A 23,308-nucleotide genomic window follows, 5' to 3' on the forward strand; every position below is an offset into this window, starting at 1 on the left:
CCATCACGGCGGCGAAAAGCATACTAACACCTTTCGCCGCCTGTGTCAACATCTCAAACGAAACATCAAAAAAGAGGCTGTCCAACAGTTCAGCGATAGAACTGTGTCCAGCCTCCGATTTCTTCAAACCCAAGCCGTTGATAAATCCTACCCGCCTTCGGATTATCGTAAAACAAACAAAGGCCCTTGCCACGCTGGTCGTACGTTTCACAGATTTTAGCCAAGCACTGCGTGGCATATCCCTGCCCTCGATATAAGGGCCTGGTGCAAACGCCTACTACCATTGCCGAAAGTGAATTCTCGGCGACAGTGGAAGCGGATGATGCAAGTTCTCCTGCTTCGCCGGGCACAAAGTAGTGAAGTCCCGTCCGTGATTGAATGGATTGCCTGAGGCTTTCTCGGGTCGTTGTGCTATCCGCGAACTCGACGATGGTTCGCCGCAATTGCAACAATGCGTCAACGTGATCGAGCGTCGCTTCCTGTACCAAAGAGGTATCTATGGACGGACGTGGCGCACCGGGTTTGCGTTCTGCAAAGTGGAACTCACGCGTACGACTAGGTATGTATCCAACAGCCTTGCGAAATGTCGCAAGCGACAATGAATCTCCCTGAAGCAAAGTCCATGCGGTGTTCGCCGCAAGAATGCGCACGACTTCTTCGGAGCCTTCTCCTGTTTCTGTTGAATAAATATAGCTACCGAAGTAGCGCAAGAGCATGGTGTGTACATCGCCCTGATCGTCGATGTACCCCCACACTTCCTGAAACGGTGCATCATAACCGTGCGCCTCAATATCGCCAAGCAGAAACAGATTCTGCGACGGTCTGCGCGTCAAGAACGGCATCACCCGGTCGTGATCGCAAGCGGTCAACTTCCGGAACATTCCTTCCCCTCATTTCCCGATCCGCCGCAGTAATCGGCAGCCAAGCGTGTTTCGTTATTCTTTGACGAGCGCGTTCACGACGATGAAACAGAGCACCACAAAAACGGCAAACGCAAGGTACATAGCTGCCGTATGCACAAGAAACGTCCAAAGCACATTGCTCATCGGCGTCTCCTCCTCGGATTTCATCCTAGCAAACTAAGGCGAGTATCTCCAGTGGGTGGCATGTCAACCACCCACGCGAGCGCAACTCATTCGCTTGGCGAATCGCCTTCGTCAGCATCATCATCCGCGACCACCCGGCTGACGGAAGCCACTTCCTGTCCCTCATCTACGTTGATCAACCGCACGCCTTGCGTATTCCTGCTTTGCGTAGAGATATCGCGCACATGAATGCGTATTGCAACGCCTGATTGCGAAATGATCATCAAGTCGTCGTCCGCTGTAACCATACACATTTCTATAGCTTGCCCGTTTTTCGGGGTGCAATTGATGGTCTTAATACCTTTGCCACCCCTCGACTGCGCACGATACTCCTGCACCGGCGTACGCTTCCCGTAGCCGCGCGACGTGACCACAAGGACATCGTGATCATCCTCTGCAACGTCCATGGCAATCACTTCATCCTTGGCACCAAGAGAAATGCCCTTGACTCCTGTCGCGGCACGCCCCATCGGACGAACATCGGTCTCAGGGAAGCGGATGGCGAGGCCTTGGCGAGTCACCATCATGATTTCCTTTGTTCCGTCTGTCAATTTAACGCCAACCACGTCATCATCATCGCGAAGATTGATAGCAATTAAGCCGTTCTTGCGAATGTTAGAGTACTCGCTGAGCGGCGTCTTCTTGACGATGCCCTGGCGAGTTGCAAACACGAGATTGATCCCTTCGATCTCGGCCGGATCCAACGACTTCACAGGAATCACAGCGTTGATCTTCTCGTCTTGCTCGACATTCAGCAGATTCACGATTGGAATGCCACGCGCCTGCCGGCTGAACTCCGGCACGTCGTACGCCTTAATGGCGTACATCCGCCCACGATTGGTGAAAAACAATAGATAATCGTGCGTTGATGTGACATGTAAGCCTTCGACGAAGTCTTCATCGCGCGTTCCCATGAGCGACATGCCGCGTCCCCCACGCTTCTGACTGTGGTACGTCGAAAGTGGAATCCGCTTGATATAGCCGCGATGCGTGATGGCGATCACGACGTCGTGCACGGGAATCAAATCTTCCTCGTTAATCTCGCCCTCCGCCGCGATGATCTTCGATTTCCGATCATCTCCGTACTTGTCGCGAATCTCCTTCAGCTCATCGCGAATCACACCCAAGAGCAACGACTCATCAGCCAAAATGGAACGTAAGTAGCGAATGCGCTCCATCAACTCTGCATATTCCTGCTCAATTTTTTCACGTTCCAAGCCAGTCAAACGCTGCAAGCGCATGTCGAGGATGGCCTGCGCCTGTTCCTCTGAGAGACCGAACGAAGTCATCAAACCCTCGCGTGCTTCATCAACCGTTTGCGATGCGCGAATGAGCGCGATCACGGCGTCCAAGTGATCGAGTGCAATCCGGAGTCCCTCCAGAATGTGTGCACGCGCTTCGGCTTTGTTTAGATCATACTGCGTACGTCGCCGTACGACTTCGCGCTGGTGATTGAGATAATGGACCAGCGTCTCCCGCAGCGTCAGAATCTTTGGCTCGCCGTTGACCAAAGCCAAGTTGATAACTCCAAAGCTCGCCTGCAGGCTTGTGTGTTTAAACAGATTGTTCAACACGACCTGTGGCCGCACGTCGCGCCGCAACTCGATCACGACGCGCATGCCCTTCCGATCACTTTCGTCGCGCAAATCGGTGATACCGTCGACCTTCTTATCGCGCACCAATTCCGCGATTTTCTCGACAATCCGCGCCTTGTTCTGTTGGTATGGAATTTCCGTGACAACAATGCGCGTTTTGCCTGCCGACATCTCTTCAAAGTGCGTGACCGCACGAACCGTGATGGATCCTCGTCCCGTCTCATACGCTTTGCGGATCCCGTCACGGCCGAGAATTAAACCACCTGTCGGAAAGTCGGGGCCTTTGATGACCTTCATGAGATCATCAACTGTGGCATCAGGTCTGTCGATAAGCATGATGACACCATCGATGACCTCACGCAGGTTGTGTGGCGGAATGTTGGTCGCCATACCGACAGCGATGCCACTCGATCCGTTGACAAGCAAATTCGGAAACCGCGAGGGCAAAACGACAGGCTCCTGCTCTTGCTCGTCATAGTTCGGGATGAAGTCGACCGTCTCTTTGTTGATATCGCGTAGCAACTCGAGCGCGATCGCAGACATACGAGATTCGGTATACCGCATAGCAGCGGCCGAATCGCCATCGATTGAGCCAAAGTTACCGTGGCCATCGACTAGTGGATACCGCGTCGAAAAATCCTGCGCCAAGCGCACCAGTGCGTCGTATACGGCTGTGTCACCATGCGGGTGAAATTTACCGAGAACATCACCTACGATACGCGACGACTTTTTATACGGTTTGTCCGGCGTCATGCCAGCGTCGTACATCGCATACAAAATTCTTCTATGGACAGGCTTAAGGCCATCGCGGACATCGGGAATTGCCCGGGCAACGATGACGCTCATCGCGTAATCCATGAAGGAGTTTCGCAACTCCTGACTGATATCGACCGGTAGGACGCCGCGAGAACTATTCTGTTCTGCCATGCCATTCACCCCTCATCGGAATTTCCCCGCCTGGGCTCCCTTTAGTAGAGCGCGATCATACATCGAGATTCCGCACATAGCGCGCGTGCTCTGCAATAAAATCTCGTCGCGGTTCGACCTTGTCGCCCATTAAGGTACTGAAGATCATGTCGGCGTCCATGGCGTCTTCCATGGTAACTTGCAGCAGGGTGCGGGACTCTGGATCCATCGTCGTCTCCCAGAGTTGGTCTGCGTTCATTTCCCCGAGCCCCTTATACCGTTGCAATTTCACGCCCTGTCGGCCCATTTCTTGTAACGCTTGCTCCAGTTGTGTATCCGAGTACGCGTAGCGAATCACTTTGCCCTTCTCGATTTTGTAAAGCGGTGGTTGTGCGATATAGATATAGCCTGCATCGATAAGCGGTCGCATAAACCGATAGAACAAGGTCAACAGCAAAATGCGAATGTGGCTACCGTCGTGATCAGCATCCGTCATGATGACGATTTTGTGATAGCGTGCTTTACTCAAATCAAATTCGTCGCCAATCCCTGTGCCACATGCGGTGATAATGGCCCGAATTTCCTCGTTGGACAATACCTTGTCCAAGCGGGCCTTTTCGACATTGATAATCTTTCCTCGCAACGGCAGGATGGCTTGTGTTTGTGGATCTCGCCCGCCCTTTGCCGATCCGCCGGCTGAGTCGCCCTCAACCAAATACAGTTCAGACACTTCCGGGTCCTTTGAAACGCAGTCCGTCAGCTTGCCGGGCAAGCTTGTGACTTCCATCTTCTTGTTGCGAGTAAGTTCACGTGCTCGTTTCGCAGCTTCTCGAGCGCGCGCCGCGAGCACGCATTTTTCGAGGATTCTCCGAGCTACGGCCGGATTCTCCTCGAGAAAGATTTGTAGCCGTTCGCCAAACAGACTTTCCACGATCCCGCGGACTTCGCTATTGCCCAACTTTGTCTTTGTTTGTCCCTCAAATTGCGGTTCCGGGACCTTTACGCTGACAACCGCCGTCAGTCCTTCGCGAACGTCGTCACCTGTCAAACTGCCGTCACTGCCCTTGATGAGGTTATTGCGACGGCCATAGTCGTTGATAATGCGGGTCAGTGCACTTTTAAAGCCGGCTTCATGCGTGCCGCCTTCACCTGTGTTGATGTTGTTCGCAAACGAGTACAAGGTGGAGCTATAGCCATCGTTGTACTGTAGGGCAATCTCGACCGTGACCTCATCTTTGACACCCTGTACATAAATTGGCTCAGCAAACAGAACGTCTTTTGAATGGTTCAAGTAAAGGACAAACTCCTTGACGCCACCCTCGTAGTGATACTCAAATCGCTTGCCACCTTCGCGTTCATCTTCGAGCACAATTTCGAGCCCAGCGTTTAAAAACGCCAGCTCCCGCAAACGGTTTTGCAAAGTCTCCGCGGAAAACTCCGTGGTCTCCGTAAAAATCTCCGGGTCCGGCCGGAACGTAACCGTCGTGCCTGTCCGATCCGTCTCGCCAACAACTTTCAAATCATAAAGCGGAGTTCCGCGCTCGTATTCTTGGACGTGGATTTTGCCGTCGCGATGAACCTCCACCTTCAGCCATTCGGATAAAGCATTTACAACGGATGCACCCACGCCGTGCAATCCACCTGACACTTTATATCCGGCACCACCAAACTTCCCACCAGCATGCAGGACCGTTAAAGCCGTTTCAACCGCCGGCCGCCCTGTCTTGGCGTGAATCCCGACGGGAAACCCGGCGCCGTTGTCTATAACACTGACGCTATTATCCGGGTGAACCTGGACGACGATTCTCGTGCATCGCCCCGCCAGTGCTTCGTCGACCGCATTGTCGACGATTTCCCAGACCAGATGGTGTAGGCCTTTAACACTGGTCGATCCGATGTACATACCAGGGCGTTTTCGCACAGCCTGCAAGCCTTCCAGGACTTCTATTTGCGACTCGTCGTACACTTGTTCTGACAACTGGGTTCCCTCCACACTCACGTCAAGACAGAGCAAAGCCTCTCGGATGTTCATCTTTACAGAATCACCGAGTTTTTGCTCGTTCAGACGTTATCACAGCTTATTATACCAGAAGCGACTCGGAAGAGCCGGGCACCATCCGCGAGCTCTCGCTCTAAGTGATATAGGCTCGTCGTTGTAATCATCGTTTGTACCTTTCGGCTCATGGACAACACGAGATTTCGCTGCCGTCTATCGTCCAACTCAGAGAGTACGTCGTCCAAGAGCAACACAGGATATTCGCCTAGCTCCTGATACATAAAGTCGATCTCGGCCAGGCGCAAAGCGAGCGCAATGGTCCGCTGCTGTCCCTGACTGGCAAAGCTTTGGACATCTTGGCCGTTTAAGTAAAGGCGCAAATCGTCGCGATGCGGACCGACGGATGTGTATCCCATCCTCATGTCTGTCGAGTGCTTACTGGCCAGTGCCTGTTCTACTCGTATTGCAATCTCATCAATGGACAGACCTTCTTGAACCTCACCAACTGAACTTGCATAGCGGAAAGTGAACTCTTCACGTCCGTCGGAAATTTCTTCGTAAATCTGTTTGGCGTAGCGCTGTAACTCTTCCAGAAAACGCAGTCGACGGTGGAGTATATGGGCACCATGATGAGCAAGCTGTGCGTCAAAGGACATGTAAAGAGTTGGGTCACTCGCACCGTCTTTCAAAAGCTTGTTGCGCTGTACAAGTGTGCGGTTGTAATGGGTTAGATGGTGCAGGTATAAGGGCTGGGTTTGCCCGAGTTCCACGTCGAGAAACCGCCTGCGTTCACGAGGACCTGCCTTGACCAATTGGAGATCCTCCGGCGCAAAGAGTACAACCTGAAAATGACCGATAAAATCGGTCATTTTCCCTAACTGAAGGCGATTGATATACGCTTTTCGACCGTTTCCTCCAAGCTCAAGGCGAAGCGAACGAGAACCCGTACGACACTCAATGTCACCAGTGATGGTGGCCGTATTGGCAGCCCAACGAACCATATCTCTGTCTTTATTCGTACGGTGAGATTTACCTACAGCCAGCAACAACATCGCCTCAAGCGCATTGGTCTTACCTTGCCCGTTCTCGCCACAGAACACATTGACTTCAGGACTGAAGGTGAGCGACTGCTCTTCATAGTTGCGAAAGTTAAGCAAAGATAGGCTATGGAGTTGCATGCTCATCTCCGACCAGTCGGTAGGTCTTGGCACCAATGACGAGAATGTCGCCAGGAACCAACTTCCGTCCTCGGCGTTGTTCTGGCTCACCATTGACACGAACGGATTGTCCTGCGAGATAGGCCTTAACCTCTCCGCCCGAAGAGACGATGTCGAGTCGTTTTAGAAGCTGTCCCAATGTGATGTACCCATCTTCTATGCGTACGTCCATGTTTACCTCCACAGCACTGGCGAAATCAGCTGGAGGATCGATGAGTCGCCGGTCTTTTCTATGACAAACGCCTGTGTTGGACCGTTAAATCGAATATTGACTTCCGCTGCATTGAGAGCTCGTAACGCATCCATGACATAGCGCGCATTAAATGCAATTTGCAGGTCTTCCCCTTGTCTCTGCAGGACTTGCACCGTTTCTGAGACATTACCGATTTCCGGCGAGCTAGATGAGACCGTAATGGCGTCCTGTTCCATTTCAAGGCGAACCATATTGTTATCGCGATCGCGGGCAATCAAAGCAGCCCGGTCAATTGCGCCGAGCATTTCATCGCCTGAGACGACCAGTTCGGTTTTGGCTGATGTAGGGATCAAGCGTGAAGTATCAGGATACGTGCCTTCGAGCAAGCGTGTATAAAAACTGGTCTGTCCGCAAACGAACAAGCTGTGGCTGGGCGTTAGATAGATTTCAACTGGCTCATCGTTGTCCGGCAAGATCTTGGCCAGTTCAACCAGTGATTTTCCTGGTATAACGGCTTCCCAATTTGGAAGATCGGCTTGGACGACACGATGTTTGGCCAAGCGCAGACCATCGGTTGCGATAAAAGTCAGTTCGTCATTTTTACACGTGATCGAAATCCCTGTCAAAATAGGACGAACTTCCGATGTCGCCGTGGCAAAAGCAGTCGTTTCAATCAATCTTGCTAGTGTGGACGATGGGATTTGGGCCCCTGTGATACCGAGAAACTTGGGTAATTCGGGGAATTCATCGGCATCGATGCCATGTAGATGAAACTGCACCTTACCAGATGAAATTTCAGTCATATAGTTGCTCGCGACTTGCATAGTAATTTGTGTGTCCGGAAGCTTGCGGACAATGTCGCTGAAGTAACGCGCCGGTAGCACGATGGAGCCCGGATCAAGCACGGTCAACTGATTATGTTCATCGCTTTGGATTCGCATTTGAATCGCCAATTGCAAGTCATATGCCGTTGCAATGAGTTCATGTTCGCGAACTTCAAGCAAAATCCCTGTCAATGCCTGTTTCGGGGTACGGACTGCCACAGCCTTCGAAACGGTTTGTATCGCAAGTACCAACGCCGTTTTGGAAATGGCAAAACGCATGCACGTCGACTCCTTCCTGAGGCCGAAGATGAGCCTTAGGTGTCTCGTTTTCTTAATTTAGAATAAGTAGGTTAGATCTTTAACAAGATCGTATTCATAGTCATAGGTGCGGTGAATCATGTGGATAAGTGTCGGATCATGAAGAAATATATCATACACAGCTTGTTGATAAACGTGTGGATAAGTGCATAAATCACGTTGTCCACATGTGCATAGTTGTGTACAGATTCACATAAGTGTGCGGATGGCCTCTGCCAGTCGGTCGATGGTTGCACGTAAATCCGTATCTTTCTCCATTTCCTCCGCGACGCGATCGCAAGCATGCATGACTGTAGTGTGATCGCGCCCACCGAATGCCTCTCCAATGCGCGGCAAAGACATGTCGGTCAATTCGCGTGTCAAATACATGGCGATTTGGCGCGGGAACGCAATATTGCGCGTGCGCTTTTTACCACGTAAGTCCTCGATGCGCAGGCCGTAGTGATCACTGACAACTTTTTGTACCTGGTTGACCGTGACGGCGCGCGGCCGGTTGGGCTGAATAATATCTTTTAGCGCCACCTGTGCAAGTTCGGGCGTTACGTCTTCATTGACCAACGACGAGTAGGCGACGACACGAATGAGTGCTCCTTCCAGCTCGCGTATATTGGAGTCGATCTGATCCGCAATATACGCAAGTACATTTTCGGAGATATCGAGTCCGTCGGATTTCGCCTTTCGCTGCAAGATAGCGATTCTGGTCTCGAGATCTGGCGGCTGAATATCGGTGATGAGCCCCCATTCAAAGCGCGATCGCAAGCGGTCTTCCAGCGTCGGGATTTCACGCGGCGGGCGATCGCTGCTGATGACAATTTGTTTTCCCGCTTCATGAAGGCTGTTGAACGTGTGAAAAAACTCTTCCTGGGTCTGTTCTTTGTTTGCAAGAAATTGAATATCGTCGATCAGCAGGACGTCTATCGAGCGATACTTGCTTCGAAACAGTTCTGTGCTGCCATCGCGAATGGCCGTGATGAATTCATTGGTGAAGCGTTCTGATGACAAATAGCGAACCTTGGCCAACGGATTGTACTCTTTGACGTAGTGCCCAATCGCGTGCATGAGGTGCGTCTTGCCAAGGCCGACACCGCCATAAATAAACAACGGGTTGTACGCTTGTGCCGGTCTCTCTGAGACAGCCAAGCACGCGGCATGTGCGAATCGGTTGCTGGCACCGATGACGAAGGTTTCAAAGGTATAGCGAGGGATGAGTGACGCAGTGGTATCCCCGTCCTCTTCCGTTGCCGCTTGTCCAGCCGTTTGCGCAGGTTGGCGATCCTTCGCTGGCGTTTCCAATGTCGCAGCCGTTTGTTCTTCTTTAGAAGGCGTAACGAATCGAATCCGATACTCCTGCTCTGTCAGCGCAATAATGAGGTTTTGAATCATGGATGTATAGCGCTGTTCAATCCAGTTTCGTACAAAGGTAGACGGCACAAGGACATATAAAATGCGCGCTTCCTCATCTAGCCGTACAATCTTTGTTTCTTCAAACCAGATGTTGAATGTCGGCCCGGATAAGCGCTCCTTGAGCATGATCAGCACCTGATCCCAGAGGGTATCAAGGTACGTCGCGTCTAAGCCTGCATTCATATGACAAGAAGCCCCCTAGTGATGAAAGAAAAAAGTTATCCACAGCACCTGGGAGTCGAGGAATGACAAGTGACGGCAATCCTTCAAAGAGGCGTCCCTGTGGATATATTCTACGAATCTATAAACATATAAATAGGCTGTGGGAAAGGTTATCCACAACCTGTGGATAAAGCTGTGGATATAAGCGAATCATACACAGCGTCTGTGGATAACGATAGGGCTTATCATAGCAGATAAATTCAGAGTCGAGCAATGTCGAAATGTATCTTTTCCACACAATCCATAGCAAAGGATGTCGAAGTGGATTTCGGTTGTGGAAATGTGCGCGTTGCTGTGGATGAAGAGAGGTTGTGGAAAATAAAATAGGGCTTTGAGATGTGTTATCCACATGTGGATAGGTGGATGGCTGTTCGATTGACAAGAGGAGTATCATTGTGTAATGTACCTAACGTCTGTCTTTTGTCTTAAGAGGGAGGTGTCCTGATGAAGCCGACCTATCAACCGAATGTACGGAAGCGCAAAAAGAACCACGGATTTCGTAAGCGGATGTCGACAAAGAACGGTCGTCGCGTCTTGGCCGCACGTCGCGCCAAGGGCCGTAAAGTTCTATCAGCGTAAGGGCCACGTTTCGTGGCCTTTTTTGATGACTGTATCGGGACTGGAGGACTGGGTTTTGCAGAGCCAGTTTCGTTTAAAGGAAAATCGCGATTTTCGCCGTGTGTTTCGGCGAGGGAAGTCGTTTGCGACAGCAAGACTTGTATTGTATTATTGCGACAATCGTCACGATGGCGTACGTGTTGGTTTTTCGATAAGCAAAAAGGTTGGCAATGCGGTCGTTCGCAATCGTTTAAAGCGTGTGTTGCGGGCGGTTTTTCAGACGTGGTTGCCAGAGTTGAAAGACAAGTCCATTGATATTGTAGTGGTATGCCGTACAGACGCTGCCGACGCGGATTTTCAAATTTTGTATCAAGATGTGTCGAAGCTCCTCCACAAGTCAAAAATCGTGATATGATGTGACCGGGGATGAGTACGGATGCGATGGTTGCTGATTAAGTTGATTCGCGCATATCAGTTGTTTATTTCACCGATGACGCTTCCGACTTGTCGGTTTACTCCGTCGTGTTCTGAATACGCTGTACAAGCTGTTGCGAGATTTGGGCCTGTTTACGGTAGTTGGCTCGCGGTTCGCCGATTGGTTAAATGCGGTCCATGGCATCCAGGCGGCGTTGACGAAGTTCCGCAGGCGAAGTAGGGGGATATCTGGTTGAAGTCAAAACGCACGCAGAGAAAGTGGACGTTTTTACTCAGTGCGGTAGTGGTGCTGGCCGTAACCGGGTGCGGTATGTACCCAAGCAAGCCTGGCCATTGGCCGCATAACGTATGGGGTACTATCCTTCATGGCATTTCGGACTTGATGGATTTCTTTGCTCGACATCTCGGCAATAACTACGGGATTGCCATCCTAATTATGACCATCATTGTCCGTTTGATCATTCTTCCGTTGTTTATTCGGCAACTCCGTTATCAACGAGTCATGATGGAGCTGCAACCACAGATTCAGAAGATTCGTTCCAAGTACAAGGGCGACAACCAGAAGATTCAAGAAGAAACCATGAAGCTATATCAAGAGACGGGCGCCAATCCGCTTGCGGGATGTTTCCCAATGCTTATTCAGCTCCCGTTTTTGTACGCGTTTTACGGCGCTATATTGGGCAATCCCAATATGCGTGAGAGTACGTTCCTCGGAATTTTCCGCTTGGGACAACATGACCCTTACTACGTCTTGCCGATTTTAGCCGGCTTGTCGACACTGTTATCGTCGTGGTTGACCATGCGCAATCAGCCCGCGCAACAGCGCGCCATGTTGTTTGTGATGCCCGTGATGATTTTCTTTATCGGTGCGCGCTTGCCAGGCGGACTTGTGTTGTACTGGATTTACACCAACCTGATCACGGCTATTCAAACGTACTTTTTCATTACTCGCCCAACTGCTAAAGGCACTTTGGCTCCAGCAGGAGCGTCTGCGACGGCTTCAGCACCAGCTCGGTCTGCGGGGGAGAAGCGCGGGTCTGCCAAGGTTTCAACGAGTCCGAAGGGGTCAAATCGCACGACGCCCGCGAAGGCAAACCGCAGTGAGAAAGATATGTCGAAGGCTGATTCGACGAGCGGAAGTAAGTCAGAAAAGCGTAAATCAAGTGCTCCTAAACAAGTTGATCAACAAGATCAGTCTTCGAGTCGTTCGGACACAGAGACGGTGGATTAAACGGTTAGCGAGGGTCGCGTGCAACGTGTTGACTGAGGGAGTGGCCTAGATGAAAAAAGTGGTCGCAACCGGACGTACGGTTGAAGAGGCGATTACATCGGCGCTTGTCCGCCTTGGCGTCTCGAGATCGCAGGCGGAGATTCGCGTGATTTCTGAGCCGGTAAAGGGGTTCTTTGGATTTATCGGTGGCAGGGATGCTGAGGTGGAGGTTTGTGTTATGGAGACTCCGCTTGATATGGCCAAGGAGTTCTTGCACGGCCTGCTCGAGAAAATGGGGATCTCCGCAGATGTCACGGCCGAGAATCAGTTGACAGAGGATGGGGCAGTACCTTTAGCCATAACGTGTGCAGAAGATGCGCTACCGATTGTGATTGGACGTCACGGATCGACGCTTGACTCGATGCAGTACCTGGTCAATCTCGTTGCAAATCGCAATGCCCATTCGGTGGTCAAATTTGCCGTAGATGCCGGGGGATACAGGCAACGTCGGCGAGAAAACTTGCGACGCATGGCTGACCAGGCGGTGGACCGAGCCGTCCGCTTAGGCCGGCCGGTTTCATTAGAAGCGATGCCGTCTGCGGATCGCAAATGGATTCACACATATCTGCAAGGGCGGGACGATATTACGACGTTGAGTGAAGGTCAAGAACCGTACCGACGAGTGAAGGTGGCGCCTAAGCGGAATCATTTTGTCGATTGACGGAGTCAACGGAGAGTTGAACCGTTGGATAGAACTGAACGATTTTCGAGTGACCCCGCTGCGAAGTGGGGTTTCTTGTTACGATGGGTGGAGGTGAGAGTGTGCAGGAGGATACCATTGCGGCCATTGCAACGGCGATTGGCGAAGGCAGTGTTGGAATTGTTCGTGTCAGTGGTGAGATGGCGAAGTCTATTGGCGAGAAGCTGGTGCGTACCCCATCTGGGAAGCCGATACGATTGGCTCGGCGCAACATACGCTATGGCCGGGTTGTGCAGCCAGATTCGGAAGATCCACTCGATGAGGCAATCGTCCTGTGGATGCCTGGTCCGCACAGTTACACGGGTGAGGACGTACTTGAGTTGCAAGTGCACGGAGGTGTGCATGTGTTGCAATCCGTTCTTGCGGCATGTCTCGCGGCCGGTGCTCGCATGGCGGAGCCAGGGGAGTTTACAAAGCGAGCATTTCTCAATGGACGCATGGACTTGTCACAAGCCGAAGCCGTGATCGACTTAATCCGAGCCAAGACCGAATTTGCGGGCAAAATGGCGTTGCGTCAAGTGGAGGGTCGCTTTGGTGACGAGGTGCGATCCATTCGCAAGGAGTTACTGACCCTGCAAGCACATGTCGAGGTAACGATTGATTATCCAGAACACGATGTCGAAGACGTTGCGTGTCAACAGGTGCTGACTGTCGGCGAAGGCCTGTTAAAGCGGATAGACAAACTGATAGCCTCGGCAGCGCTCGGGCGAGTGTTGCGTGAAGGTGTCGCAACGGCCATCGTCGGGCGTCCGAATGTCGGTAAGTCGTCGCTGTTAAACGCGCTGCTCCAGAGGGAGCGTGCGATTGTCACGGATATTCCAGGGACGACGCGGGATGTGCTCGAGGAATATATCAATCTGCGTGGCATCCCACTTAAACTCATGGATACGGCTGGCATCCGGCAAACCGAAGATGTGGTCGAACGAATCGGTGTTGATCGATCACGCCAGTCGATGGCCGATGCTGAATTGGTCCTTCTCGTCTACGACGGCAGCCAGCTGCTAAATGAGGACGATCGTGCACTTGCAAGTGAAACGGGTAACATGCGGCGGATTGTTGTGGTGAACAAGTCTGACCGTGGAGTGCGACCCGAAACGCGAGCGTGGATCGAAGGGTTGGCGTCGGAGGGCGTCGTCTATCTTTCGGCGAAGACAGGAGAGGGCGTCGATTCACTTGCGGATCGCGTGATTGACGTGATTGAACGGGACATCGCTGTGGATATGGACGTGAGTTACATGGCGAATGCACGTCAGACGCAATTGTTACAATTGGCAAGGCAGGATTTGTCCTCTGCTATGGAGTCAGCTGCCGCAGGTGCTACACTCGACCTGGTAGCCGTTGCGCTGCAAGCGGCGTATGTCCAGCTTGGTTACGCGATTGGCGAAGAAGCAGGGGAAGATTTATTGGACGAGATTTTCTCGCGATTTTGTCTAGGTAAATAGAAAACGAGTTCTTAGTTTCGGAAAGAGGTGAATACAGATGCGATTTTTTGCCGGCGAATATGACGTGATTGTCATTGGTGCGGGCCATGCCGGTTGTGAGGCGGCCTTGGCTTCGGCACGGATGGGTTGTAAGACACTCTTGTTGACGATTAACTTGGATACCATCGCTTACATGCCGTGTAATCCGTCGATTGGTGGGCCTGCAAAGGGTATTGTCGTTCGTGAAATCGATGCGCTTGGTGGGCAAATGGCTCGCAACACAGACGCGACCTACATTCAGATGCGGATGTTAAACACGGGTAAGGGGCCTGCAGTTCAAGCATTGCGTGCACAAGCGGACAAGGCATATTACGCATTGAATATGAAGTGGACATTGGAGCGGACGGAGAACCTTGATCTGAAGCAAGCTTTGGTCGAAGAGTTACTGACGCAAAATGGCGCTGTATATGGTGTCGTCACAAAGAGTGGGCAGGAGTTTCACGCAAAGGCAGTCGTCTTGACCACGGGAACGTATTTGCGCGGGCGTATTTTTATCGGGGATGTTTCGTATGAGAGTGGTCCAAATGGGCAGATGCCGGCAGTCAAACTATCGGACTCATTGCTTGATCTCGGTTTCCAACTGGTTCGCTTTAAGACAGGCACACCCCCGCGAATCAATCGAAATTCTATCGACTTCAGCAAGTTAATTGCACAGCCCGGAGATCCAGTGCCCAAACACTTTTCATTCGACCCAGACACGCCGATCCGCGAGCAGGTGCCATGTTGGCTTACCGGTACAACGGAAACAGGGCATTCCATCATCTTAGAAAATCTCGATCGCGCTCCGATGTACAGCGGCGAGATTAAAGGTACGGGTCCTCGCTATTGCCCCTCAATTGAGGACAAGGTGGTGCGTTTCCGCGACAGGCCGAGCCATCAGATCTTTTTGGAGCCAGAAGGGCCTAACACGTGCGAATGGTATGTACAGGGGCTGTCGACGAGTTTGCCTGAAGATGTGCAAATTCAGTTGTTGCATAGTATTCCTGGCCTCGAAAAGGCGGAGATGCTTCGGCCAGGGTACGCGATCGAATATGATGCCATCGTTCCGACACAGCTATGGCCGTCGTTGGAGACAAAGCGGGTCGCAGGACTGTTTACGGCGGGCCAAATCAATGGCACGTCCGGCTATGAAGAAGCTGCAGGACAGGGTATTATGGCGGGCATCAACGCTGCGCGCAAGGTACAAGGCAAGGAACCTGTTGTGCTATCGCGATCGGATGCGTATATCGCGGTGATGATTGACGATCTCGTCACCAAAGGCACGAATGAACCGTATCGGCTGCTGACATCACGAGCTGAATACAGGCTTTTGCTTAGGCACGATAATGCGGATCTACGGTTGATGGAGATTGGTTATCAGGTTGGGCTCTTACCGGAAAAGGCGTATAGCCGGATGATGCGAAAGAGAGAGGGTATTGCACAAGAATTGCAACGGTTGTCAAGGACACGGGTTAAGCCGGCGGAGGCCAATCCGAAGCTGATAGAGTATGGTTCGCAGCCGTTGGAGGATGGGGCAACACTCGCTCAATTGCTTAAGCGACCGGAATTGACCTATGAGCAGGTAAGGGAGATGGATCCGACAGGTGGCGTTGAACTTGATCCTGAAGTACAGGAGCAAGTCGAGATTGAAATGAAGTACGCTGGGTATATCCAAAAGCAGGCCCAAGTAATTGAACGTCAGAAGCGTTTGGAAAATCGGGTTCTGCCCGATGGTATCGATTATCCTTCGATCCGGGGATTGGCCAAGGAAGCTCGTGAAAAATTGTCGCGGATTCGACCGCGGACTGTGGGGCAGGCGTCGCGCATACCAGGCGTAACACCTGCAGATATTTCTATCCTGCTCGTCTATCTTGAATCGTACGAAGGACGTATGATGCATGGGTAATGACATGGAGTGGCTAGCGTGGCCCGTCGCGTTGAACGAGTTCCAGTTAAGGCAGTTTGCTCGTTATTATGAAATGCTTGTCGACTGGAATGAACGCATCAACTTGACCGGTATTGTTGATGAGGATGAGGTATATATCAAACACTTCTACGATAGTCTGGCTGTCGCAAAGCTACCTGTGTGGCAAGAGGCGGCAAGACAGGGGGGGCGTGCTATCGACATTGGGTCGGGAGCCGGCTTCCCTGGGATTCCGCTTGCGATTGCTTATCCCAACATGTCTTTTGTCTTATGCGATGCGCTTCAGAAGCGGATTCACTTTTTGCAGGAAGTCTGTTCCGATCTCGGTTTGAATCACGTTGAGTGTGTTCATGGCAGATCAGAAGATATGGGTCGCGATTCAGCGTGGCGGGGTACATTTGATGTAGCTTTGGCAAGGGCCGTGGCACGTGCCAATGTGCTTATGGAGTATATGGCTCCTTTTCTGAGGCCCGGTGGTGCAGGCATCTGCTATAAGGGACCCTCGTTTGTACATGAGGAGTTCGACGATGCAAAACGTGCCGCCACCAAGTTGCATTGTCGTCTACTGGATCCGTTGACATATGATTTGCCTCGGGGGTTAGGGAATCGGACATTCGCTTCATTTATCCAGCTGCAACTTGTGTCGAAGTCCTATCCCCGTCGAGCCGGTGTACCGAGTAAGCAGCCTTTGTGACATGTGAACGACACGGTATGTCGAATCGTGTCAGTTCCGTGAGTCTTTTGTAAATATATGAGAACGTTTGTCACCATGAAGGAATCCGGGGCTTATATGGTGAATTCGACAATGAGTGTCGATACTCGTTTGTTGATCGGAATTGAGGGGTCATCATGAGGGAATCTTGGGGACGATTCATCAGTCTGCGCGATTCCGGCAGCGCGAATGCACAGACGCAGGTAGTGGATATCCCTGTCCAAAACATTGTGTCGAATCCATATCAGCCACGCACCATCTTTAATCAAGAAGCGATTGAAGAGTTGGCGAAAACGATTCACACACACGGCGTCATCCAGCCGATTGTCGTTCGAAAGAAAGGTAATGTGTACGAGTTGATCGCGGGGGAACGTCGCTTGCGGGCGGTACGCCATCTTGGTTGGTCGACGATTCCAGCGATTGTACGCGACATGAACGATGCGCAAACGGCTTCAGCCGCGTTGATTGAAAATTTACAACGGGAAGGACTCACGCCTATTGAAGAGGCGGTGGCTTATCAGCAGTTGCTTGAACTGCACGGTTTGACACAGGAGAGCCTTGCACAACGATTGGGCAAGGGACAATCTACGATTGCAAACAAATTGCGTCTTTTGCATTTGCCGGACACGGTACAGCAGGCTCTGCTAACCAAGCAGATCACGGAACGCCACGCACGTGCTTTGCTAGCCTTACCAACCGAGGAAATGCAGATTGAACTGTTAAATGAGTGTTTGGAAAAAGGTTGGAACGTCAAACAGATGGAAGAACGCGTAAAAGCCAAGCTTACTTCGCTGGAGACGGCGGGGGGCAAGCGTTCTAAAACGCGCCGACGTGCACTATCGAAAGATGTGCGTTTGGCAGTGAATACGATACGTCAGTCACTGGAAATGATTCAGCAGACTGGCCTCGACGTCGTGTGTGAAGAATCAGATGAAGAGGCGTTCTATCAGTTTACGATTCGTGTACCTAAGTCGGTGTGATGTGTACACGTTTCCTGACTATTGAAATCATACCCTTTTATCTTCGGTTTGCGTGAAAGCGGCCGTAAAGGCCGCTGATTCGCAATCTCTTTCCCCTGGGTGTATGCTAGAATGCGTTGTTTTCTCCATACTTTTTTCGCCACATCCAATCCGTTTTGAAGTAGAATGATAAAAGTCCGTGACGTTTGGTCACCCACGTATTAGTAAGGAGGACTGTTTGTGTCCAACGCCCGTGTTATCGCCATTGCAAATCAAAAAGGTGGCGTGGGGAAGACGACAACTGCAGTCAACCTTGGCGCGTGTTTAGCAACACTGAATCAGCGCGTCTTGCTCATTGACATCGATCCGCAAGGAAATACCACGTCTGGCGTCGGGATTAACAAGGCGGATGTGAAGTACTGTGTGTACGATGTCATTATCAACGACGTCGCGATGGCGGATGCGATTATGCCGTCAGGGTTGGAAAATTTGTCGCTTCTGCCTGCAACCATTCAGCTCGCCGGTGCCGAAATTGAATTGGTGCCGACGATTTCACGCGAAGTTCGCTTGCGGCGTGCTATTCAAACCATGCGCAATCAGTACGACTATATCGTGATCGATTGCCCACCATCACTCGGGTTGTTGACCGTAAACGCCTTGACGGCCGCGGACTCCGTGATGATTCCGATTCAGTGCGAGTACTACGCGCTAGAAGGCTTGAGTCAATTACTCAACACCGTGCGCTTGGTGCAAAAGCATCTGAATACTTCACTTGAGGTCGAGGGTGTCGTATTGACTATGCTGGATGCGCGGACCAATCTGGGTTTGCAGGTGATTGAGGATGTTAAGAAATTCTTTCGCGATAAGGTGTACAAGACGATTATTCCACGGAATGTTCGTTTGAGTGAAGCGCCAAGTCATGGTCGACCTATTATTCACTATGATCCAAAGTCACGTGGAGCCGAATCCTACATGGAATTGGCGAAGGAAGTGATAGGGCGTGACTAAACGTGGTTTGGGGCGCGGATTAGATGCTTTGATTCCGCAATTGAGTGTCTCGGATGAGGACAAGGTTGTGTCCGTTGACATCCGCGATTTGAGACCAAATCCGTATCAACCTCGACGGACGTTTAACGAAGAGAAGCTTCAAGAGCTATCCAATTCGATTAAAGAGCACGGGATCATTCAACCGCTGATCGTGCGTAAGAGTGAGATTAAGGGTTTTGACATTGTGGCAGGTGAACGTCGCTTTCGTGCCGCCAAGCTTGCTGGACTGCAGGTTGTTCCTGCGGTGGTTCGCGACTTTAGCGATGTCCTTCTCATGGAGATTGCGTTAATCGAGAACTTGCAACGTGAAGATTTGAATCCCATTGAAATTGCAGACGCATATGCCAACTTAATCGAAAAGTGCGATCTGACTCAAGACGAGTTGGCAAAGCGCGTTGGCCAGAGCCGCAGTCATATCACCAATATGCTGCGTTTATTACAATTGCCGAGTGAGATTCAAGATATGGTTTCACGTGGAACATTGTCGATGGGACACGCTCGAGCGTTGCTTTCTGTCGAAGATACTGACTTGCAGTTAGGTTTAGCGGAGCAAGCAGTGCGGGAAGAGTGGAGTGTTCGCAAATTAGAAACCGTGATTTACGAACCGAAGAAGAAAGTTTCACGTGAAACAAAATCAAATAACCTACCGGCCGAGTTTAGACGGTATCAAGAACAGGTGCAAGCATATCTCGGTACATCAGTCCGTATACAACAGGGGAAAAAGCGGGGGAAAATCGAGATCGAGTATTTCTCGGATGAAGACTTGAAACGCATTATGGATTTAATGCTTTTGCATGCACCATGAATCTGAAGCTTGCTGTAACGGCTTTGGTTTGTAAAGGCTGAGGTGAACCTATGTTTCTATTCGGGACGATCGTGGACGCATTAGCCATCATCCTAGGTACGACGATAGGTGTGATGCTTCCAAAGATTCCGGACCGAATGCGCGATACGGTAACTAAGGGACTTGCACTCTGCGTGATCATCATTGGTCTTAGTATGGCTCTCAGCGATATGTCCGACATCCTGTTAATCATTATCTCTATCGTTGCTGGTTCGATTCTGGGGGAGCTATTGAACATAGAGGGCGGATTGAACAGGGTTGCACATCGACTGGAGCGAGCGGTTACGCGAATATATCGTGGGCCCATTGCAGAAGGTTTTATTTCAGCGACTCTGTTGTATTGTATCGGTTCTATGGCGATTGTCGGCGCTATCCAGGACGGGATCCAAGGTGAGTACCGCACATTGCTCGCCAAGTCGATGTTAGACGGTTTTATGGCGGTTGTCTTATCTTCTACACTTGGTTTGGGCGTTGGTCTATCAGCCATTCCGGTGTTTTTGTATCAAGGCACAATTGCCTTCGTCTCACACTTGGTCGGCAATGTACTGAATACACCGATGTTTATCGACACCGTTACGGCAACCGGGGGCCTCTTGATTGTTGCAATAGGCTTGAATATCAGCGGGTTAACAAAAATCGCTGTCGGTAATATGCTGCCCGCTATCGTACTGGCGCCTCTCTGTAAAGAGATTGTGCATGCCATCCACGCCTTTTGGTGACATTGTAGCCCGATCTGGGTTGGCTAATACAACCAATGATTGGATGATGCAAGGATTGGCGATCACGCTATACTACAACCGTTTGCGAATTCGGGGGTTATCTGCAATCCATCCAGTATGTATCCTTTTGCGAAAGGACGAAACGTTACAATGAACTTAGCTTCTCTTCAACCGTACACCCTGGATATCGCGTTAGCGAGCGGTGCAGTGGCCATTATTTGTTTTATCCTTGCGGTGTCCAGTTTGGCGCGTGCCTCAAGTTTGCGTCGCAAGCTTAACCGATTGCGGGAGATCAGTTCGGCCGCGGATTTGGAACAGGTCTTTACGGAGACCAAAGATGCTGTGCAATCGCTGCAAGCGCAACTGGATGCTGCCAAGGTGCATATCTCCCAGTTGGAGAAAGCCTTGAACAAAAAGGTCTCCACTCCTGTGATTCGTCGTTACAATGCGTTTTCAGAGGTAGGTAGCGATTTAAGTTATTCAGTTGCATTCCTCGACGACCAGGGGGATGGTGTCGTTTTGACATCTATCTATGGCCGAGAAGATTCTGTAACGTATGGCAAGCCAATCGAAGCAGGAGAATCTCCATACCTTCTGACAGAGGAGGAGCAAAGCGTGATTTCCGGCGCGATGGGGACTTTGGAGCGCCAGCCAGCGAGAATTTCATAACTGTCATTGCAAATTGTACAATGTCGCCTTGTGGGGATGTGAACACGCTGTTTGTTCACATCCCCATTCGCATTGCTACGGAGTGTTGCCACTTTTGAAGACTCGACGATAATGCCTGTACCACGATGTCCGACATGCGCATGACAATACCAAGTCGCGTGTTTTGTAACACGAAGTACTCCATGAAGCCACTGACATTCACAATTCCTGTAATGGTTACGTCCCCAAACTCCGGTAAAACCTTTTTAACGCCGGCCCCGGGACGCAAGGGACCGCGTTCCACGGCAATGTGACCGACGTGATCGAACTTGCCAAGGCAGGCGTCGATTGCGATGATGAAAGGTCGTTCGTGATACATGGTCTCGATCCGTTCCAAAGTTGCACTCAAATTGACGGCGTGCACCGGCTCGTCCAAAGTACCGAATATGTCGATGAAGGGAATGCGGAGATTGTGGCCAAGGCGTGAACCGATAATGGGACCGAATGCATCACCTGTCGATCGATCTGTACCAACACAAACAATAAGAATGCGTTGTGACTGAACAGAACCAAGAATGCCATCCAAATAGGCCTCGAGTTTGTCTGCCGCGAAGGTGTCTTCCAAGGAAACGCGGCCGATCACGTCCCCGATTTCAACTGATGGAGACTCTATCTGCCGATTGTTCACGGGATATCCCCCTAGCATGGAATATTCCCAGTATACGTAGGCGTACCATCAACTATACCTGTCCAAGATTCCTGTAAATTAGGGGAGACAAGCGTGATCGATTTGTGTTTATTCGCGGAGGCCTGCTGGATTTGGCTGTGGATTCGAACGAAGCAAACAGAGCAGGCACTTCTGTATGTGGCGGCCATCTTGACCTCGATGTATGTGGCTGTACACCTGACGCCATGGTTTGTACGAACGTTCATTGAAACAGGGTCGGCTTTCTCATGGCTTATGCAGGAGATATCCCTAAATACCCACGCCGTAGGGTGGATGCAACATGTGGTACCCTCTGTTCCTGCTTCGAATGCTGATGCATCGTCCTATTCAAGATGGCTAAGCATACAGGTACTCCATGTGTTGATCACCATTATGATGGCTTGGGCTGTCTTTATGGTCTTTGTTGCGGTGGACTCGGTTGCAGAGGCGATTTGGGATGTGCCACAACATGCTCAACATTTTGTGGGAGAGCGGTTGTTTCGCAATCTTGCCGCGACGTTTGCTGGCTTATGGGTTGCAGCTACTACGCTGTGCTTGCTCGTGACATTAGACTGGATACAACCGCTTCAGTCAATCGCCAAGTATGCGATTGCTTCGCTGAGTTATCAAGGCTTGGACATCCTTCTGCGTGCCCTACCAGGTCTGCGTATTATGATATCATGAGCATAATGCGGGACAGGGGGTGGACGATTGCAGTCGTTCTGGAAACATATTGAGGACAAAGCCTTTAGTGACATGCCAAGCGTGGAAGTTGTCATCTGGGACGTTGTCAAGATCGTCGTATTCTACTTGCTCGCAAGGCTAATCATCCGCGCAGGCATTCGTGTTATGAAGCGAATGCTCGCCATGCATGCGCGCATGGAATCGCGGCGGAAGGCGACCTTGGAATCCTTGTTTGCAAACGTGATTCGTTACACGGTGTACTTTGTGTTCGTGGTACAGGTGTTGGCGATTTTTCATGTCAACATCTCCGCCATTCTCGCTGGTGCAGGGATTGTCGGTGTGGCCGTTGGTTTTGGGGCCCAGAGTCTCGTCAAAGACGTCATCACTGGGTTGTTTATTTTATTTGAAGATCAGTATGCTGTGGGAGATACGGTTCAAATCAATGGATTCACGGGCACGGTTGTGTCCATTGGTGTTCGCTTGACTCGTGTGCAGGCTTGGACCGGGGAAGTTCAGGTCATTCCGAATGGGCAAATTACGACGATCACCAACTTCTCCCGGACCTATTCCACGGCCGTGATCGATATCACCGTGCCGTACGATTCGGATGTCAATGACGTAAAATCTGTGATGGAACATGTGCTTAACACCATGAAGCGCGAGCAACCGGATGTATTGACGGGTGATATCCACGTGCTTGGGGTTCAGGAAATGTCCAATTCAACTGTCGTGGTTCGTGCCACAGCGATTTGTGCGCCGACCAAAAATTCGTCAGTACAGCGAGAGGCACAAGAACGGATCAAGGAAGCACTTGATACGTTGCAGCGAACTGAAGCCGAGGGTGGCTATGCACATGGCGCGGGTGAATTGGCGACCGAATGA

General features: G+C 51.1%; 23 protein-coding genes. 15 read left to right on the forward strand and 8 right to left on the reverse strand.

From position 1 onward, the window contains the following. Positions 1-89 precede the first annotated feature (89 nt). The 7 genes from BLU70_RS11715 to dnaA all read right to left on the reverse strand — a co-directional run bounded on the left by BLU70_RS11715 (position 90) and on the right by dnaA (position 9,721). Positions 90-881 (reverse strand): GNAT family N-acetyltransferase, encoded by a 792-nt coding sequence (locus BLU70_RS11715; protein ID WP_040288746.1) that lies wholly within the window; start codon positions 879-881, stop codon positions 90-92. A 251-nt stretch (positions 882-1,132) separates the two neighbouring features. After that, the gene (gene gyrA, locus BLU70_RS11720) at positions 1,133-3,607 is read right to left on the reverse strand and encodes a DNA gyrase subunit A (protein WP_040288744.1); all 2,475 of its coding nucleotides are present in this window, start codon (positions 3,605-3,607) and stop codon (positions 1,133-1,135) included. A gap of 55 nt (positions 3,608-3,662) precedes the next feature. Then, positions 3,663-5,618: a DNA topoisomerase (ATP-hydrolyzing) subunit B gene (gyrB, locus tag BLU70_RS11725; protein WP_006446079.1), complete on the reverse strand. Its 1,956-nt coding sequence runs from the start codon at positions 5,616-5,618 to the stop codon at positions 3,663-3,665. Between the two features lie 29 nt (positions 5,619-5,647). Further along, entirely contained in the window at positions 5,648-6,760 is a 1,113-nt protein-coding gene (recF, locus tag BLU70_RS11730) for a DNA replication/repair protein RecF (protein ID WP_040288743.1), read from the reverse strand. Continuing rightward, entirely contained in the window at positions 6,747-6,971 is a 225-nt protein-coding gene (locus tag BLU70_RS11735) for an RNA-binding S4 domain-containing protein (RefSeq protein WP_040288741.1), read from the reverse strand. Before BLU70_RS11735 ends, recF begins: the two co-directional genes overlap by 14 nt. Positions 6,972-6,973: 2 nt before the next feature. After that, on the reverse strand, positions 6,974-8,095 hold the full coding sequence (gene dnaN / locus BLU70_RS11740; protein ID WP_006446077.1) for a DNA polymerase III subunit beta: 1,122 nt from the start codon (positions 8,093-8,095) through the stop codon (positions 6,974-6,976). 228 nt (positions 8,096-8,323) lie between these two features. Beyond that, the gene (dnaA, locus tag BLU70_RS11745) at positions 8,324-9,721 is read right to left on the reverse strand and encodes a chromosomal replication initiator protein DnaA (protein ID WP_074693569.1); all 1,398 of its coding nucleotides are present in this window, start codon (positions 9,719-9,721) and stop codon (positions 8,324-8,326) included. Positions 9,722-10,204: 483 nt separating this feature from the next. On the opposite strand from dnaA, the gene rpmH reads away from it, so the two are divergent. The 13 genes from rpmH (at position 10,205) to BLU70_RS11810 (ending at position 21,057) form a co-directional block, all read left to right on the forward strand. Further along, on the forward strand, positions 10,205-10,339 hold the full coding sequence (gene rpmH, locus BLU70_RS11750; RefSeq protein WP_040288739.1) for a 50S ribosomal protein L34: 135 nt from the start codon (positions 10,205-10,207) through the stop codon (positions 10,337-10,339). Between the two features lie 55 nt (positions 10,340-10,394). Continuing rightward, a complete protein-coding gene (rnpA, locus tag BLU70_RS11755) occupies positions 10,395-10,733 on the forward strand; it encodes a ribonuclease P protein component (RefSeq protein ID WP_074693570.1) in 339 nt (112 codons plus the stop codon). 21 nt (positions 10,734-10,754) lie between these two features. After that, the gene (gene yidD / locus BLU70_RS11760; RefSeq protein WP_040288737.1) at positions 10,755-10,973 is read left to right on the forward strand and encodes a membrane protein insertion efficiency factor YidD; all 219 of its coding nucleotides are present in this window, start codon (positions 10,755-10,757) and stop codon (positions 10,971-10,973) included. Positions 10,974-10,985: 12 nt separating this feature from the next. After that, on the forward strand, positions 10,986-11,984 hold the full coding sequence (locus tag BLU70_RS11765; RefSeq protein ID WP_074693571.1) for a membrane protein insertase YidC: 999 nt from the start codon (positions 10,986-10,988) through the stop codon (positions 11,982-11,984). Between the two features lie 49 nt (positions 11,985-12,033). Continuing rightward, positions 12,034-12,684 carry an RNA-binding cell elongation regulator Jag/EloR gene (jag, locus tag BLU70_RS11770; protein ID WP_074693572.1) on the forward strand — a complete coding sequence of 217 codons (651 nt, stop codon included), beginning with the start codon at positions 12,034-12,036 and terminating at the stop codon, positions 12,682-12,684. A gap of 101 nt (positions 12,685-12,785) precedes the next feature. After that, complete coding sequence (gene mnmE / locus BLU70_RS11775; protein ID WP_338082089.1) at positions 12,786-14,165, forward strand: tRNA uridine-5-carboxymethylaminomethyl(34) synthesis GTPase MnmE; 1,380 nt, start codon at positions 12,786-12,788, stop codon at positions 14,163-14,165. A gap of 37 nt (positions 14,166-14,202) precedes the next feature. Continuing rightward, positions 14,203-16,089 (forward strand): tRNA uridine-5-carboxymethylaminomethyl(34) synthesis enzyme MnmG, encoded by a 1,887-nt coding sequence (mnmG, locus tag BLU70_RS11780; protein ID WP_074693574.1) that lies wholly within the window; start codon positions 14,203-14,205, stop codon positions 16,087-16,089. Further along, on the forward strand, positions 16,082-16,801 hold the full coding sequence (gene rsmG / locus BLU70_RS11785) for a 16S rRNA (guanine(527)-N(7))-methyltransferase RsmG (RefSeq protein WP_074693575.1): 720 nt from the start codon (positions 16,082-16,084) through the stop codon (positions 16,799-16,801). Before mnmG ends, rsmG begins: the two co-directional genes overlap by 8 nt. Positions 16,802-16,956: 155 nt before the next feature. Continuing rightward, positions 16,957-17,799 (forward strand): nucleoid occlusion protein, encoded by an 843-nt coding sequence (gene noc / locus BLU70_RS11790; protein WP_074693576.1) that lies wholly within the window; start codon positions 16,957-16,959, stop codon positions 17,797-17,799. A gap of 219 nt (positions 17,800-18,018) precedes the next feature. After that, entirely contained in the window at positions 18,019-18,786 is a 768-nt protein-coding gene (locus tag BLU70_RS11795; RefSeq protein WP_074693577.1) for a ParA family protein, read from the forward strand. Continuing rightward, on the forward strand, positions 18,779-19,630 hold the full coding sequence (locus BLU70_RS11800; RefSeq protein ID WP_074693578.1) for a ParB/RepB/Spo0J family partition protein: 852 nt from the start codon (positions 18,779-18,781) through the stop codon (positions 19,628-19,630). Before BLU70_RS11795 ends, BLU70_RS11800 begins: the two co-directional genes overlap by 8 nt. A 50-nt stretch (positions 19,631-19,680) precedes the next feature. Next, a complete protein-coding gene (locus tag BLU70_RS11805) occupies positions 19,681-20,388 on the forward strand; it encodes a DUF554 domain-containing protein (RefSeq protein ID WP_074693579.1) in 708 nt (235 codons plus the stop codon). A gap of 150 nt (positions 20,389-20,538) precedes the next feature. After that, positions 20,539-21,057: a DUF4446 family protein gene (locus BLU70_RS11810; RefSeq protein WP_074693580.1), complete on the forward strand. Its 519-nt coding sequence runs from the start codon at positions 20,539-20,541 to the stop codon at positions 21,055-21,057. 55 nt (positions 21,058-21,112) lie between these two features. Here BLU70_RS11810 and yyaC read toward each other — a convergent pair whose 3' ends face one another. After that, the gene (yyaC, locus tag BLU70_RS11815) at positions 21,113-21,724 is read right to left on the reverse strand and encodes a spore protease YyaC (RefSeq protein WP_074693581.1); all 612 of its coding nucleotides are present in this window, start codon (positions 21,722-21,724) and stop codon (positions 21,113-21,115) included. Positions 21,725-21,817: 93 nt separating this feature from the next. Here yyaC and BLU70_RS11820 point away from each other — a divergent pair, with 93 nt between their 5' ends. Together BLU70_RS11820 and BLU70_RS11825 are read left to right on the forward strand one after the other, a co-directional pair. Further along, the gene (locus BLU70_RS11820; RefSeq protein ID WP_074693582.1) at positions 21,818-22,426 is read left to right on the forward strand and encodes a hypothetical protein; all 609 of its coding nucleotides are present in this window, start codon (positions 21,818-21,820) and stop codon (positions 22,424-22,426) included. Positions 22,427-22,453: 27 nt separating this feature from the next. Next, the gene (locus tag BLU70_RS11825) at positions 22,454-23,308 is read left to right on the forward strand and encodes a mechanosensitive ion channel family protein (RefSeq protein ID WP_074693583.1); all 855 of its coding nucleotides are present in this window, start codon (positions 22,454-22,456) and stop codon (positions 23,306-23,308) included.

The organism is Alicyclobacillus hesperidum, from assembly GCF_900107035.1.
Classification (GTDB): domain Bacteria; phylum Bacillota; class Bacilli; order Alicyclobacillales; family Alicyclobacillaceae; genus Alicyclobacillus; species Alicyclobacillus hesperidum.